The following is a 14,774-nucleotide window of genomic DNA, read 5'->3' on the forward strand; positions in this document are numbered from 1 at the left end:
TCCCCGCGTACCGGGCTGACCGAACTCGCACCATATTGAACACAATCAAAGGAACACCTATGCGTCGCTCACTACTTGCTCTTGCCACAACCGCTGCTCTGACCCTGGCCGCCTGCTCCTCCGATGAGGAAGCCGCCGAGGAGACCACCACCGAAGGCTCAGGCGAAATCGTCACCCTGACCGTGGGGGCCTCTCCCGTGCCCCACGCCGATATCCTCGCCTTCATCGACGAGAACCTTGCTGAAGAGGCTGGAATCGATCTCGAGATCGTCGAATACTCGGATTACGTGCTTCCCAACCGCAACCTCGACTCCGGAGAACTGGACGCGAACTTCTTCCAGCACGTGCCCTACTTCAACGTCCAGGTCGAAGAGAACGGCTACGATTTCGAGCACGGCGAGGGCGTCCACATCGAGCCCTACGCCGTCTACTCGGACACGCTGACGTCGCTCGATGAGCTCGAGGACGGTGCGAAGGTCTCGATCGTCAACGATCCGTCGAACCAGGCACGAGCGCTCTGGCTCCTCGAGGACAACGGCATCATCACCCTCGATGAGTCGGTCGAGAACCCGACAATCTTCGATGTCGTCGACAACCCGAAGAACATCGAGTTCGTCGAGCTGGAGGCGCCGAACCTGCCCCGTACTCTCGACCAGGTCTCCATCTCGATCATCAACGGCAACTTCGCACTCGAAGGCGGCCTCGTCCCGTCCGAGGATGCCATCGCGATCGAATCGGGCGAGGGCAACCCCTACGCCAACGTCCTCGCATGGAAGGCGGGCTCGGACAAGGCTGACGCGATCCAGATCCTCGACGGACTGCTCCGCACCCAGGAAGTTGCCGACTTCATCACCGAAACCTACCCGGACGGTGAAGTCATCCCGGCTTTCTAGAGCACAAGCGAGAGGGGGCGACATGGTCGCCCCCTCTGCTGTCCCTGCACGGTAAGGTCATGCTCGATCGGGATGCCGGCGCGTCACGAGGCCACGTCGACAATGCAGGCGGCGAATAACAGGCCGCAGCCGATTCTCGAGCGCTGAGAAGGTATGGGGCCCGCAGATCACTGCGGGCCCCATAGCATCAGCTCAGCTGAAGGTCTTCGCTACATCCGGATTCTTGTCGATGTAGGCGTCGAGGACATCCTTGGCCACGGCGATCGAGTCGACGAGCGGATGGGAGGCCAATGCCCGCCATGCCAGCGTCTTCTCGCCTGTGAGTGCGGCGTCGATGACGAGCTCCTCGCATGCCTTGACGGACGTGACGAGGCCGAGCTCCGGGCCCGTGAGCGGAGCTTGGGGGAGGGGGCGGATGCCGTTGCCGTCGACGGTGCAGGGCACTTCGATGACGGCGTCGTCTCTGAGCTGGGGCACGATGAGCTGCCCAGCATCGTTGTTTGCGACTCCGAGGATCATCCGTGCCGGGATTCCCGATGCGAGCGCGGTCATGAGTTCGAGGGCAACATGCTCATATCCGCCGCCCATGTCTTCGTCGCGGCGCGCTTCACCCTCCTCGCGGGACTCCGCCATGTAGGTTGCTTCGCGTTCGTTGTGGGTTCGCAGCCAGTGTTCGCCAGCCCTGTCCGGTTCGGCCGCTGCCCTCTCATAGAAATCGCCCTGCTGGTGAAGCAGGAACTCTCCGCGCGTCTGACCGCTGGCGATGGCGGCGACTGATTCGCGGTTGTAATAGTAGTAGTAGAGGTATTCGTTCGGGATCATGCCGAGGCTTCGAACCCAGTCGAAACCAACGGTGCGGGCCTCTTCGAGGTGTTCGAGCTTGGCGTCATCGGCGATGATACTCGGCAGTAGATCCGTTCCTTCGTGGGTGAGTGAACGGAGCCAGCCGAGGTGGTTGAGGCCAACATAGTCGTAGCTGATGTCGGCTTCCGCGTGCCCGGCCACGTTCGCGGCCCGGCGGACGAGACCGATGGGGGTGTCGCAGATGCCGACGACGCGGGGGTGGACGGTGCGCATGGCCTGGGTGATGATGCCGGCAGGGTTCGTGAAGTTGATGACCCAGGCGTCGGGTGCGTGCGTCTTGACGGTTTCCGCAAGCCTCATCGCCTCCGGGATCGTTCGGAACGCATAGGCGTAGCCGCCCGCACCGACAGTCTCCTGGCCGAGGATGCCGCGTGCGAGAGCCTCCCGTTCATCCACCACTCGTCCGCACGTGCCGCCGATCCTCATCGCCGAGAAGATGAAGTCCGATCCCTTGACCGCAGCGACCATATCGGTCGTTGTCGAGATGGTGGGAAGGTTCGCGTAGCCCAGCTGCGTCACCACGTTCTTCATGACGGAGACCCGAGCATCGGACACGTCGTAGAGGCAGACCTCCGTGATGTTGATGGGCAGGTCTGGGTCCGCCAGCACGCTGAGGACCTGGGGAACGCGGAAGCCGCCGCCGCCGACAAGAAGCAATTTCATGGATGGATCACCTGTACGCCTGAGGAGCTGATGGAATCGATAATGGGTCCCGTTGCCGTGGTGATGACACCGTCGAACTCCGAGACCGAACAGATCTGAAGAATGCCGGAACCGGGAAACTTGTCTGCACTGGCAACAAGATACGCCGACGTCGAGTTCTTCAGAATGGAATGCTTGATGGGAACCTCGGTGCCGGTGGAGTCCATGACGACGAGATCGTCGCGCACTCCGGAGGTTCCGAGGAAGGCGATATCGGCGCGGAGCTGACTGAGAGCATGCGACGTGAGGGAACCGACCATGGACAGGTAGGAGTTGCGGACAACGCCGCCAAGCACGATCAGTTCGGTGCCGGGAGAGTCCCGCAGGATGTCGATGACGGCGAGCGACGCCGTGAGAACGGTGACGTGGCGGCCGTAGAGAGCCTGTGCCACCGCTGCCGTGGTCGTCCCGATATCGATGAGGACGATGTCTCCGTCCTCCACCAGTGTCGCCGCCTCATGGCCGATCTTCGACTTCTCGTCAGCAGCTTTCGTGACGACTTGAGCGTAGGGGCGCGGATCTGCGTCGATCGTTCCGCCCCGAACACGTTGGAGCATTCCCTGGCTGTCGAGGAGATTCAGATCTCTCCGGATCGTCGACTTTGACACTCCGTAAGCTTCGGAGAGGGAGACGACGTCGAGTCCTCCGGTTTGGCGCACCTCGTCAAGGATGCGCTTCCTACGTTCGGCTGGGAGCATGGTCTCAGCATAGTGAATCAACCCTGCGTGCACAAGCGAGCAGGATCTGTCACTTGCATTCAGTGCGGGTCCACCTCTAGGCTTCGAGCATGGGTCACGTCACACGCCGCCGCGGTCGGCCAACCGTCTATGTTGCCGGGTCGCTCTTCCTCGATATCGTCATGTGCGGTCTCGAGCATGCTCCCCGTCCGGGCGAAGAGCAATGGATCGGGGGCAGCGGGGTGATGCCGGGCGGAGTGGCCAATCAGGCTGTCGCCTGTGCCAGGCTTGGCCTGAACTCGGCCGTCATCACCTACCTGGGGCAGGATCGGCCCGGCTCATGGGTGCGCGAGATGCTGGCGGATGAACTCGTCGACATGTCTTACGCCGAATACACCCCGCATCAGAACATCACGGTCTCCCTCGTCATGGAGGGGGATCGTGCGCTGACGACGCACGGCAAGGACGAGGTGCCGATCCCGCGGGACGATCTCCCGGCCCCGGACGTCTTCCTTGTCTCCCTGCCCTACCTCGTTCGTGCGCAGGACAGGATCGCGCAGTGGCGCGAGCAGGGCACCATCGTCATCGCTGACGCTGGGTGGGATGCGACGGGGGAGTGGCCGCGCGAACATCTCGAGGCTCTCGCCGCCGCAGACGTCTTCGTTCCCAACTGTTCGGAAGCCATGCACTACACCCGGACGCTGACGATCCCGGAGGCCGCGGAGGCGCTGACGTCTTTCGTGCCGACCGTTGTCGTCACGTGTGGGGCGCAGGGCGTCCATATCGCCCATCGCTCGGAAGGATCTCCGACTGCCGTGGTCGTGCCCGCACTCGAGGTCGATGCGATCGATACGACCGGGGCGGGAGACGCGTTCAGCGCGGGTCTCGCGACCGGTCTCGCGACCGGCGCGCCGTTGACGGATGCTGTTCATCTCGGGCAGTGCGCGGCCGCATGGACGGTGTGCAGGATCGGCGGATCATCCGCCGCACCCCACATGGGGGAGCTCGGGGAGTGGGTGGCGCAGGATCCGCGGATCGATGCGCTGGCTGGTCAGTCCGTGCGAAACATACAAGCCAAACTCGATAGTGTCACAGCGCTGTGAGGCGCACTACGAAAGGAAATTTCATGAGAACGAGCGCAAAGTTCGTGGGACTCGGGGCGGCAGCGCTCCTCGTGCTCACGGCGTGCAACCCGTCAGCTGAGGACGAGGAGACGACAGACAACGGCGACGCTGCCGAGGTCTCGACCGATATCTCCGATGCTCCCGAGCAGACGCTGATCGTGTGGGATCAGGAAGTCCGCGGCGGCCAGAACGAGCAGATGGAGCGCCTCAACGAGGCGTTCATGGACAAGTACCCGAACATCACGATCGAGCGCAATTCGCAGTCGTTCGACGACCTGCAGACAACGCTGCGCCTCGCGCTGACGGGGTCGGATGCTCCGGACGTGGTCCAGGCCAACAACTCGCGCTCGATGATGGGCCAGTTCGTGTCGTCCAAGCAGATCCAATGCCTTGACGACTACTCGGAGGCGTACGGCTGGGAGGATCGTTTCGGCGATATCCTGGCCTATTCCTCCTACTCGGAAGATGCGTCAGTGTTCGGCGAAGGCTGTGTCTACGGCTTGCCGCAGGTCGGAGAGACCGTCGGCATCTACTACTCCGAGTCGAAGCTTGCCGAACTCGGCCTCGAGTTCCCCGAAACTTGGGAAGACCTGGAAGCACAGCTGCCGGAGATCGCCGACGCGGGAGAGGTTCCCCTCGTCCTCGGCAACATCGACAAGTGGCCCGCCATCCACGTCTTCGGTGCCATCCAGGGACAGTACACTCCTGCGGAAGAGATCCGCACGCTCGGCTTCGGCAATGAGGGAGCATCGTGGGAGACCGACGAGAACGTCGCGGCGGCCGCGCAGTTCCAGGAGTGGGTCTCCGAGGGCTACTTCAACGATGGTGTCAACGGCGCCGACTACGACCAGGTGTGGCAGGACTTCGCCAACGGCGAGGGCGTCTACCTCATCGCAGGCTCGTGGCTTGCCGCCGACCTCAACGAGGCCATGGGCGACGACGTGCGCTTCATGCTTCCCCCGAGCGACGGGCCGACCACGACCGGTGGAACAGGCCTGCCGTTCGCGATCACGTCCGCAGCTGAAGACATGAACGTGGCGGCTGCTTACATTCACTTCATCACCTCGGACGAGGCGATGGCAGTGCTGGCCGAGACGGGGAACGTTCCCGTCCTCAACGCCAGCGACTTCGCGGGCGACGCCGATCAGGTCGTCGGCGATGTCATGACGGCCTTCGACACGCTCGTCTCCGACGGCAACATCGTTCCCTACCTGGACTGGGCGACGCCCACGATGGACCAGGTGATGGGGGATGCTCTGCAGAACCTCATCGCGGGCAACTCGACGCCGGAAGACTTCGTCGCGACGCTCGAAGCGGCCTACACCGAGGCGCAGAACTAACGATGGTTGCAGTACCTGGGGTTGCCGGCGCCAATGGCGCCGGCCCCCGGCGTAAGACGAGTTCCAAGCGCCGCAGCCGTGCCATCACGACTGTCACTCTTCTGGCGCTGCCGGTCCTCGTCTACGGCGCCTTCATCATCTACCCACTGATCCGCGTCGTCGGCCTCTCCTTCTGGCATTGGGATGGTCTTGGTCCGGCAACCTGGGCTGGATTCGAGAACTATACGGCGATCTACGAGGACGACCGCCTCCGTGCGGCCTTCCTCCACGGTCTCGCCCTCATCTTCTTCTTCGCCATCCTTCCCATCCTCATCGGACTCCCGCTCGCCTCGATGCTCATCCGCTCCCGGGCCCCCGGATTGGGGTTCTTCCGCACCGTGGTCTTCCTGCCGCAGGTGATTGCGATGGTGGTGCTCGCTGTCGCGTGGCGAGACATCTATGCCCTCAACGGTCCGATCAACACGGTTCTGGGCTGGTTCGGCATGAGAATGACGGAGCCGTTCCTGGGGAGCTTCACGTGGGCTCTGCCCGCAGTGGGCTTCATCGGCACATGGGTGTCGACCGGTCTCGTGACAGTGCTCCTCATGTCGGGCATGGCAAGAATCTCCGAGTCATACTATGAGGCCGCAACCCTCGACGGGGTCGGTCCCATCGGCAAGTTCTGGTACATCACCCTGCCTGCGGTGCGCGCAGAGATCCTCGTCTGTGTCACGCTGACGACGATCAACGCTCTTAAAACGTTCGATCTCGTGTACATGACGACGTCCGGAGGACCGGGAACGTCGACGACAGTGCCCGCCTATGAGGTGTACTACCAGGCGTTCCGTGCAGGCAGCGTCGGTACGGCGGCCGCGCTCGCGGTCGTCCTTACACTGCTGATCTTCACCATTAACCTCGTCGTGAACATTGTGGGCGAGAGGGAGAAAAAGTAATGGCTCATCGCGAGCGGCTCTGGTCATTCCTCATCCTCTGCATCTTCGCAATATCGTCCCTCTACCCGATCCTGTCTGTCTTCCTCCGGTCGCTCGATTCGACGGTGGCCACGGATCACTCGTGGGGTCATGTCGAGAACTATGCGACTGCCTGGGACGACGGGAACTTCTCCCTCTACATGAAGAACTCGGTCATGATCGCCGTGCTCGTCGTCAGCACGGCCCTCATCCTCTCCATCATGACCGGCTACGTCCTCGGTGTGATCCGCCCCAAGGGCGGAAACATCATCTTCTTCATCTTCCTGGCGGGCATGATGGTGCCGTCCGAGGCTATTGTCATCCCGCTCTTCTTCGATCTCAACGCGCTCGGGCTGACGGATACGATATGGGCGGTCGCGTTCCCGCAGATCGCCCAGTCGCTTGCGTTCGGCACGTTCTGGATGAGGGCGTACTTCCGCAACGTCAGCCCATCGATCGTCGATGCTGCGCGGATGGATGGCGCATCGGAATGGCAGGTCCTGTGGAAGGTCCTCATCCCCATGGGCAGGCCCGCGATCGTCACCCAGATCATGATCACGTTCATGTGGACGTGGAACGACTTCCTCATTCCCCTCGTCATGTCCCCCACCGGTAAGTTCCGCACCGCCCCCATGAGCCTGGCGTTCTTCGAAACGAACCACACTTCCTCAGCGGTCCTCATGGCCGCGGCAGCCGTCCTGGTGGCCGCTCCCATGATCATCCTCTACGTCTTCCTGCAGAAGTACTTCATCGCAGGCATGACCGAAGGCGCCGTCAAGGAGTAAGACACGTCCAACAGCCCGATTGCATGCTCACAAGTGATCGAATGTGGTTACAACGTGCACGAATTGTCCGATTCTCTTCCATTTGCGAGCAACTCCGCCTAGGCTGGCACCACGCCGCCGTGTGAGACAGCAGCCGACGTCTGGTCGGTGGGCGGAAACGCTTCAAGGAGGAAGTATGAAACGCACAATCGGACTGGCGATGCTTGCCATCGCTGGCCTGCTAGCCCCCACGGCCGCACTCGCGGACGAGGGGGCTAGTGTCGAAGAACGACTGGTTATCGAGGACGGGACGCGGTCGTCCGATGTCCCTGCGACAAAGCTCGACGTGCTCGGCGTCTGGTCTCATCCGGACGACGACGCGGGAATCATTGCTCCCTGCGGCGTGTGGGGGCAGGAGGCCGACATCGACTGCGGCATTATGCTCACCACGCGCGGGGAGGGCGGCTCGAACTCCGTCGGGCCGGAAGCCGGTCCCGATCTGGGTTTGCGGCGCGAGAACGAAGATCGAGCATCCCACGTGCGGGCCGGCACGGTCGATATGTACTATCTCGACCGGGTCGACTTCTTCTACAACACCTCCGCGCCCCTGACGGCGCAGGCGTGGGATGAGGAAGACGTCCTGCGACGCGCGACGCGGGTGATCCGCGAGACCCAGCCAGAGATCCTCGTCTCCTGGACGGCCTCGATCAACGCGGGGCACGGCAATCACCAGTATGCGTCTCGGCTGGCCTTCGATGCCGCTGAGGCGGCCGCCGATCCGACGATGTTCCCCGAACAGCTCGACGGGGCAGACGCGGCAAGCGTGTGGCAGGTGAAGAAGGTTGTGCAGCAGCAGTGGCGTGCCCCCGCGGGCACGGGTCAGACGAACACTCAGCACTGTCTCGCGAACTTCTCCCCGGCCGATCCCAACGGATATACGGTCCACGGCACGTGGACCGGCTATGACTCTCCCTACGAGTGGGTCGAAGGCAACACGGCAGGTGTCCCGGCAGGCACGAAGAAGACGTGGGCCCAGGTGGGCCGCGAGGACGGCCAGCTCCACGCCACGCAGGCGCGGACGATGGTCAAGAACACGGTCGACCCGTCCTGCGTCACCTACCTCGTGCCCAAGTCCTGGGTTCCCATGCAGGAGCTCGGAACCGAGGCCGCTGGGAATGACCTGGCCGTCCACTACGGATCCTCGATCCAGGATCCGGGCGGGCTCCCGCTCGGCACGCTCTATGCCGTCGACACGCCCGACTACTTCGTCGCCCCCGGAGAAAGCGCAACGGTGACGCTCTCGATGAGTGCCGGTGACGAATCGACCCCAGCGGGCACCGCCTCGATCGACGCTCCTGCGGGATGGTCGGTGGATGGATCCCACGACATTCCTGCTCTCGCACCGGGGGAGAGCTCGGCCGTGGATTTCACCGTCACCGCACCGCAGGATGCGGCACCGGGCGCAGTGCGCTTCCCGGTCCGCTTCGCCAGCGGCTCGGTGAGCGCCTACAACGAAGCCCACCTGCGTGTAACGGCCCCGATCGACGGGCGGTTCGTGCGCTGGGGCAATTTCTCCGAGTACGAGGAGTGGGTGGCAGCATCCGGTGACTGGGCCGATGGTCTAGCACCCGCCGTCAACCAGATCGGTGCGGGAGAAACCGTCAGCCTCGATGTCGAGGTCGCCAACCGAACATCCGCCCCGGCCTCGGGCCAGGTCGAGTTCACGATCCCCGACGGCTTCGTGATCTCCGAGCAGACAGTGCCCTTCGAGCTTCCAGCGGGTGACACGACAACGGTCACAGTCAGCCTCACGCACACGGATCCCGCAGCTGCGGGCGGCACGGTCGAGACCGTCACTGCCACGACAACATCGGGGTCCTCCGTGGCACGAGAAGATCTCAGCCTCTATGTCGTCCCCTCCGTCCTCATCCCCGAGCTCGAGAGCGCTCCCACCATCGACGGCGTGGGAGATGAGTACTCCACGAGCATCGATGTCTCCCAGCGCTGGGAAGGCCCGGAGTGTGTCGACGGCGTCGACTGCGGCGCGGACTCATCGACCCGTCTCGGATGGTACGAGGACGCTCTCTACATGTGGATCGACGTCGTGGACGACAAGGCCTCCGGCGCAGTTCCTCCCGAGCGCTGCTTCGGGCACTGGCTCGTCGATTCCGTCGAGGTCCAGCTCGACCCGAGAGGGAACTCCCTCGACACATCGAGCACCTTCAAGCTCGGCATCTTCCCGTTCACGGACGATGCTGGCAACGAGGCAGGAAACGGCGTCGACGGTCCCTGCTGGACGAGGGATGCCGACCATCATCAGGGCTTCTCCTCAGGACCTCTCGCCGATACAGTCGTCGGCGGTCCCAACGCCGAGGGCGTCGAGGTGTCCGTTGCGCTCGAGCGCGGCGACGACAACTCCTACGTGGGCGGCAGATACCAGATCGAGGTCAAGATCCCGTTGGATGTCCTGCCGTCAGCGGCAGGCGCAACCTCTCCCGCCCCGACCGGCGATCCCGCCTCGAATACGATCGATCCGACGTATGTCGGCATGAACGTATCGCCCTACGATACGGACCGCCAGGACTTCGTGGGGGAGACTCGACTCGCATGGTCACCCTTCGGCTCGCAGCAGTCCGAACCCTACCGCTGGGGACATGCCTACCTCGACGGCTACGAGCCGCCGGCCGATAGGCCCATCGAGCCGGGCATGCCCATCATCCCCGAGACAGCACTCCAGGGCGCGCAGTCGCCGCAGACGATCCACCAGTCGGCCACGCATGGCGACACGATCGGCGGTCTCCAGCCGAACAGCGACGTGATCATCGCCCCGCAGCTCTCCGGCAACAGTCTCGTGATCGATGCGGACAATGCAGGTGACGGAACTGTCAGGGCCTTCCTCTGGGCGGGAGATCCCCAGTACGTGCCGGTGTGGACGAGCTCGTGCGCGGACTCCGAATACGGCAACGATGCGTGTTCGCCCGAGGATGGTCAGGCACGCCCGTGGGCCCCGGACATGGGAGGGCGTGTGCTTGCAAGCGCGGAGGCTGTCAATGCCTCGTCACCGCTCGTCATCGACCTCACCGATGTCACGATCGACACCGAAGCCTACCTTCTCGTCTCCTACGCCGGCGAGAACGATGTCGAAGCCTGGTCCTATCCCATCTCGACCAAGCCGGAAGAGCCCGCCACACCCGTCAGCGGGAATCTCTTCTTCGTGTCGAATACGTGGGACTCGACAGTTGCCGATCAGGTTGTCGCCTTCGGCCGCCAGGGCGACGAGGTGCTCGTCGGCGACTGGGACGGCGACGGTCGCGACACCCTCGGTGTGCGTCGAGGCTCGACCTTCTATCTCGACAACGCCATCACCTCCGGCCCCGCCGATATCAGCTTCGCCTACGGCAAGGCCACCGATGAGGTCCTCATCGGCGACTGGAACGGAGACGGGTCCGACACGATCGCGGTGCGGCGCGGCTCGACCTATTTCGTCAACAACTCTCTGACGGGAGGGAATGCTGAGCTCGCCTTCAACTTCGGACGCAAGAGCGACGAAGCCTACGCGGGAGATTTCGATGGAGACGGCACCGATTCCTTCGCCGTGAGGCGCGGAACCGACTTCTTCATCATGAACTCCCTCGTCGGCGGATCGGCCGACCGCGTCATCAGCTACGGGCGCCTCGGCGACGAGGTCTTCGTGGGAGACTACGACGGTGACGGTCAGGACACCATCGCCATCCGACGCGGCAATAAGTTCCACGTCAAGAACAGCCTCGTGGGCGGGCCCGCCGATATCGTCATCGGCTACGGCCGCGCCACCGACAGCGCGTTCGTCGGCGACTGGAACGCGGACGGCATCGACACCCCGGTCGTCAACCGGTACGTCAGGGGCTAGGCCACACTGAGGATAGGGCGGGCTCCCGTGGGAGTCCGCCCTATCTTTCCCTCCATTTCCACTTCTGTTTCCATTTTTATCCATATCCCGCTCCCTATCCGCCTCATTTGTCAGATCCATGTTTGGTCAGCCCTCCGATAAAGGCTTAACATTTGGACAGGCGGGTGCCGCCGATCATTCAAGGAGGAATGTTGAACGAATTGCGAGTTGGGATCGTCGGACTCGGCGTCATGGGAAGCGACCATGCACGGAACCTTGCGGCAGGGGTACGCGGAGCCGCGCTCGTCGCGGTGAGCGACGCGGACAGGCCCAGGGCAGAGAGCATCGCAGCGGAGCTCGGTGCTGCCCATGTCTTCGACAACGGGCTCGACATGATCGGATCCGGCGAGATCGATGCCCTCATCATCGCAACACCCGATGACACCCATGCGAGTCTCGTCCGCGCAGCACTCGGCGCAGGTCTCGCCATCCTGTGCGAGAAGCCGCTCGCCCCAACCGCCGAAGAGGCCGTCGAGATCGTGGCGCTCGCGGAATCCCTCCCCGCTCACCGGCTGTCGATGGGCTTCATGAGACGCTTCGATCAGGGCTACCGCGCTCTCAAGGACCGTATCGATGCCGGGGCTGATGGCAGGCTGCTCATGACGCATTCCGTGCACCGGAACGTGTCCGCCTACCCGGGCCAGGACTCTGCCGCAACGATCACGAACTCGGCAGTCCATGAGTTCGACATTCTGCCCTGGCTCTCGGGCTCTCGCCTGGTCCGTGCGCAGTGGACCGCCGGCCGTCCGAGCTCTCTCATCGAGACGCGCCACGACCCGCAGTTCGTCATCCTGCACGACGAGTCCGGAGTCCTGCACACTATTCAGCTCCAGGTCCATGCCCGCTATGGGTACGACGTGCGGTGCGAGGTGGTCTGCGAAGAGGGCAGTGCAGAGCTTGCCCCGGTGCCGGCTCTCGTCGAGCAGGAGCCGATCGTCACCCACTCCAACCTTGCCAGGAGCACCGCCTACCCCGCGGACTGGCGTCCCAGGTTCGCCGATGCCTACCGGCGCGAGCTCCAGGCATGGGTCATCTCGTCGCTCGCGGGCACGGTGCCGGCCGAGGCGACAACGCCGCGCGAAGCACTCGAGTCGGCCCTTGTTGCCCGGGCGGTCGTCCAATCGATGTCATCGCAGTCCGCGATCGTCGACATTCCAACCGTTGACGAATGGTTGGCGCGATGAAACTGGGACTGGTCACCGACTCTCTCGGGCACCTCTCCTTCGAGGAGATGCTCGATGCGTGCGTCGCTCTAGACATCCCGCACGTCGAGTTCCCGACGGGAGGCTGGTCGAACGCGCCGCACTGCAGTATCCGAGCGCTGCTCGACGATTCTGTCGAACGTGCCCGCTTCCAGGCGGCTCTCGCCGATCGCGGCATCACCATCTCCGCGCTCAATGCCAACGGCAACCAGCTCCATCCCGTCATCGGAGCCGATGTCGACCGCCTCCTGCGGGACACGGTCGATCTCGCCCACATGCTCGAGATTCCCACTGTCGTCTGCATGTCCGGCCTTCCCGGAGGAGCGGCGGGTGATTCGATGCCGAACTGGATAACGTCCAGCTGGCCGCCGGAGACGCAGGACATTCTCGACTATCAGTGGAACGATGTGGCGCTTCCCTATTGGGAAGGGATGGCAGAGTACGGCAGGGAGCGGGGCGTGCGCTTCGCGGTGGAGATGCACGGGAACCAGCTCGTCTACTCCGCCTCGACGCTGCTCAGGCTGCGCGCCGCTGTCGGCCCCCAGGTGGGGGCAAACCTCGATCCCTCGCATCCGATGTGGATGGGGGCGGATCCGAGGGCTCTCGCTCGAGAGCTCGACGGGGCGATCTACAACGTCCACGTGAAAGACGTCCGCATCCAGCCTCACATCAGCGACGCGAACGGCGTTCTCGATACCCAGCCGCCCAGCGAGTACCGAACCCGCGCATGGAACTATGTCACCCTCGGGTTGGGCTATCCGGGAGGAGCGCAGTTCTGGGGCCAGCTCCTGGCAGATATTCGCGCGTCCGGGTATGACGGCGTCCTTTCGATCGAGCACGAAGACGTCGGGCGCGATGCGTATGACGGGCTCGCCCACTCGGTATCGCTCCTCACGACGGTCCTGCCGGTGGGTGCTCCCAGTTGGAAGCCGGCCGAGATTTAGATACGTTCTGTGGTGGGGCCGCATTGCGGCCCCACCACATTGCTGACGTGCGACTTCGCGGCCGCTCTCGGACATGGGGTCACCGTCGAAGCCTCAACGATGCTTCGCAAAAGTAAGGACAAAGCCGTCATCTATCACGCATTGTTGTCGCAGTTTCCGTGAGAATTTTCCCGCGATGGCGATAATGTGGCGAAATACCGGCATTTACATAGCAAATCAGGGTGCTGTCACTTGTATTGACAAGGTGTGTGTCACAGGATACATTCGAGAATGTGCTCGCTGGTGTACCACATCAAGGACGATGAGGCGGCGACACCCCGACAAGGGAGAGATGAATGAAGAAAACTCTTTTAGCGACGATCGGCGCGATGTCACTCGTGCTTTCTGCTTGCGGTACGGGAACCAGCGAGACCGAATCTGACGGCTCCGGTAACTCCGGCGGCGACGAAACGATCAAGGTCGGCGTGGTTCTCAAGACGCTCTCGAGCGAATACTGGAGCTACGTGGGCGCCGGCGTCGAAGCCGCCGCCGAAGATCTCGGTGTCGAGGTTCAGCTCCTCGGCCCCGCCTCCGAAACCGCCTACGACGAGCAGAACAACATGCTCGAAACGATGCTGGCCGACGACGCGATGGATGCCATCGTGATCGCACCGCTGCAGCCCGACTCGGTCGTCTCCGTCCTCGGCGGAACCGAGAAGCCGATCCTCTTCGTCGATACGGACGCACCCTTCGAGAACAAGGTGAGCTACATCGGCACCGGCAACGAGGAAGCAGCCCGGACAGGCGGCGAAGCGGCGGCAGAGATCGCTGGCGAAGGCGCGGAGGCTGCCTGGATCGGCGGCGTGCAGGGCAACACGACGAGCGATCAGCGTGAAGCCGGCTTCATCGCAGGCCTCGAGGCCGGCGGCGTCACCGTTGTCGCCAAGCAGTACGCCGAGGGCCTTGCCGACAAGGCTGCCTCGACGATGGAGAACATCCTGACCTCGAACCCGAACCTCACCGTTGTCGTCACGAACAACGACGAGATGGCTGCGGGCGCGGCACGTGCGGCCGACGCGGCTGGCCGTGAGCTCGTCATCTTCGGCTTCGACGGCATTCAGGCCGGCGTCCAGAACGTCATCGATGGCACCGTGACCGGTACTGTCGCCCAGGATCCCTACGGCATGGGCTACAAGTCGGTCGAAGCCGCTGTGGCAGCGATCAAGGGTGAGACGGTCGAGGAGTTCATCGACACCGGCTCGAAGATCATCACGTCCGAGAACGCTGAGGACTACCTTGCCACGCTCCGCGAGCAGCTCGGCGAGTAGCTAGTACCCGATGCCAGGAGGGCACGTGGTCACCTGCGTGCCCTCCGTCATCTCAAGACCACTGTGGAATAGGTAAGAG

The 14,774-nt window shown here is 63.3% G+C and carries 11 protein-coding genes; 9 read left to right on the top strand and 2 right to left on the bottom strand.

Translation table 11 applies throughout. The features are described 5' to 3' along the window. Positions 1–59: 59 nt before the first annotated feature. Positions 60–893, top strand: a complete 834-nt coding sequence (locus tag H2O75_RS03020) for a MetQ/NlpA family ABC transporter substrate-binding protein (protein WP_182173472.1) — start codon at positions 60–62, stop codon at positions 891–893. Between the two features lie 192 nt (positions 894–1,085). On the opposite strand, the gene H2O75_RS03025 is transcribed toward H2O75_RS03020, so the two are convergent. Together H2O75_RS03025 and H2O75_RS03030 are read right to left on the bottom strand one after the other, a co-directional pair. Beyond that, positions 1,086–2,420, bottom strand: coding sequence for a family 4 glycosyl hydrolase (locus H2O75_RS03025; RefSeq protein ID WP_182173475.1), 1,335 nt, complete (start codon positions 2,418–2,420; stop codon positions 1,086–1,088). Then, positions 2,417–3,157 carry a DeoR/GlpR family DNA-binding transcription regulator gene (locus H2O75_RS03030; protein WP_182173478.1) on the bottom strand — a complete coding sequence of 247 codons (741 nt, stop codon included), beginning with the start codon at positions 3,155–3,157 and terminating at the stop codon, positions 2,417–2,419. The genes H2O75_RS03025 and H2O75_RS03030 overlap by 4 nt, the downstream gene beginning before the upstream one ends. A gap of 89 nt (positions 3,158–3,246) precedes the next feature. On the opposite strand from H2O75_RS03030, the gene H2O75_RS03035 reads away from it, so the two are divergent. From H2O75_RS03035 to H2O75_RS03070, 8 genes are all read left to right on the top strand, one after another. Continuing rightward, positions 3,247–4,239: a carbohydrate kinase family protein gene (locus H2O75_RS03035; protein WP_182173480.1), complete on the top strand. Its 993-nt coding sequence runs from the start codon at positions 3,247–3,249 to the stop codon at positions 4,237–4,239. Positions 4,240–4,262: 23 nt separating this feature from the next. After that, positions 4,263–5,600, top strand: coding sequence for an ABC transporter substrate-binding protein (locus tag H2O75_RS03040; RefSeq protein WP_182173483.1), 1,338 nt, complete (start codon positions 4,263–4,265; stop codon positions 5,598–5,600). 2 nt (positions 5,601–5,602) lie between these two features. Continuing rightward, positions 5,603–6,532 (top strand): carbohydrate ABC transporter permease, encoded by a 930-nt coding sequence (locus tag H2O75_RS03045; RefSeq protein ID WP_182173484.1) that lies wholly within the window; start codon positions 5,603–5,605, stop codon positions 6,530–6,532. Next, positions 6,532–7,335 (top strand): carbohydrate ABC transporter permease, encoded by an 804-nt coding sequence (locus H2O75_RS03050; RefSeq protein ID WP_182173489.1) that lies wholly within the window; start codon positions 6,532–6,534, stop codon positions 7,333–7,335. The genes H2O75_RS03045 and H2O75_RS03050 overlap by 1 nt, the downstream gene beginning before the upstream one ends. A 175-nt stretch (positions 7,336–7,510) precedes the next feature. After that, on the top strand, positions 7,511–11,203 hold the full coding sequence (locus tag H2O75_RS03055; protein WP_182173494.1) for an NEW3 domain-containing protein: 3,693 nt from the start codon (positions 7,511–7,513) through the stop codon (positions 11,201–11,203). Between the two features lie 188 nt (positions 11,204–11,391). Beyond that, positions 11,392–12,426: a Gfo/Idh/MocA family oxidoreductase gene (locus H2O75_RS03060; RefSeq protein ID WP_182173497.1), complete on the top strand. Its 1,035-nt coding sequence runs from the start codon at positions 11,392–11,394 to the stop codon at positions 12,424–12,426. After that, positions 12,423–13,388: a sugar phosphate isomerase/epimerase family protein gene (locus tag H2O75_RS03065; protein ID WP_182173500.1), complete on the top strand. Its 966-nt coding sequence runs from the start codon at positions 12,423–12,425 to the stop codon at positions 13,386–13,388. The genes H2O75_RS03060 and H2O75_RS03065 overlap by 4 nt, the downstream gene beginning before the upstream one ends. Positions 13,389–13,723: 335 nt before the next feature. After that, positions 13,724–14,695 (top strand): sugar ABC transporter substrate-binding protein, encoded by a 972-nt coding sequence (locus H2O75_RS03070; RefSeq protein WP_182173503.1) that lies wholly within the window; start codon positions 13,724–13,726, stop codon positions 14,693–14,695. The last annotated feature ends 79 nt before the right edge of the window (positions 14,696–14,774 follow it).

Source organism: Flaviflexus equikiangi (assembly GCF_014069875.1).
Lineage (GTDB): Bacteria > Actinomycetota > Actinomycetes > Actinomycetales > Actinomycetaceae > Flaviflexus > Flaviflexus equikiangi.

Bases quoted from the DNA above. Each gene is read 5' to 3' on its own strand.
- H2O75_RS03065 (WP_182173500.1), top strand. From the start codon at position 12,423: ATGAAACTGGGACTGGTCACCGACTCTCTCGGGCACCTCTCCTTCGAG.
- H2O75_RS03050 (WP_182173489.1), top strand. From the start codon at position 6,532: ATGGCTCATCGCGAGCGGCTCTGGTCATTCCTCATCCTCTGCATCTTC.
- H2O75_RS03030 (WP_182173478.1), bottom strand. From the start codon at position 3,157: ATGCTCCCAGCCGAACGTAGGAAGCGCATCCTTGACGAGGTGCGCCAA.
- H2O75_RS03040 (WP_182173483.1), top strand. From the start codon at position 4,263: ATGAGAACGAGCGCAAAGTTCGTGGGACTCGGGGCGGCAGCGCTCCTC.
- H2O75_RS03060 (WP_182173497.1), top strand. From the start codon at position 11,392: ATGTTGAACGAATTGCGAGTTGGGATCGTCGGACTCGGCGTCATGGGA.
- H2O75_RS03045 (WP_182173484.1), top strand. From the start codon at position 5,603: ATGGTTGCAGTACCTGGGGTTGCCGGCGCCAATGGCGCCGGCCCCCGG.
- H2O75_RS03020 (WP_182173472.1), top strand. From the start codon at position 60: ATGCGTCGCTCACTACTTGCTCTTGCCACAACCGCTGCTCTGACCCTG.
- H2O75_RS03070 (WP_182173503.1), top strand. From the start codon at position 13,724: ATGAAGAAAACTCTTTTAGCGACGATCGGCGCGATGTCACTCGTGCTT.
- H2O75_RS03035 (WP_182173480.1), top strand. From the start codon at position 3,247: ATGGGTCACGTCACACGCCGCCGCGGTCGGCCAACCGTCTATGTTGCC.
- H2O75_RS03025 (WP_182173475.1), bottom strand. From the start codon at position 2,420: ATGAAATTGCTTCTTGTCGGCGGCGGCGGCTTCCGCGTTCCCCAGGTC.
- H2O75_RS03055 (WP_182173494.1), top strand. From the start codon at position 7,511: ATGAAACGCACAATCGGACTGGCGATGCTTGCCATCGCTGGCCTGCTA.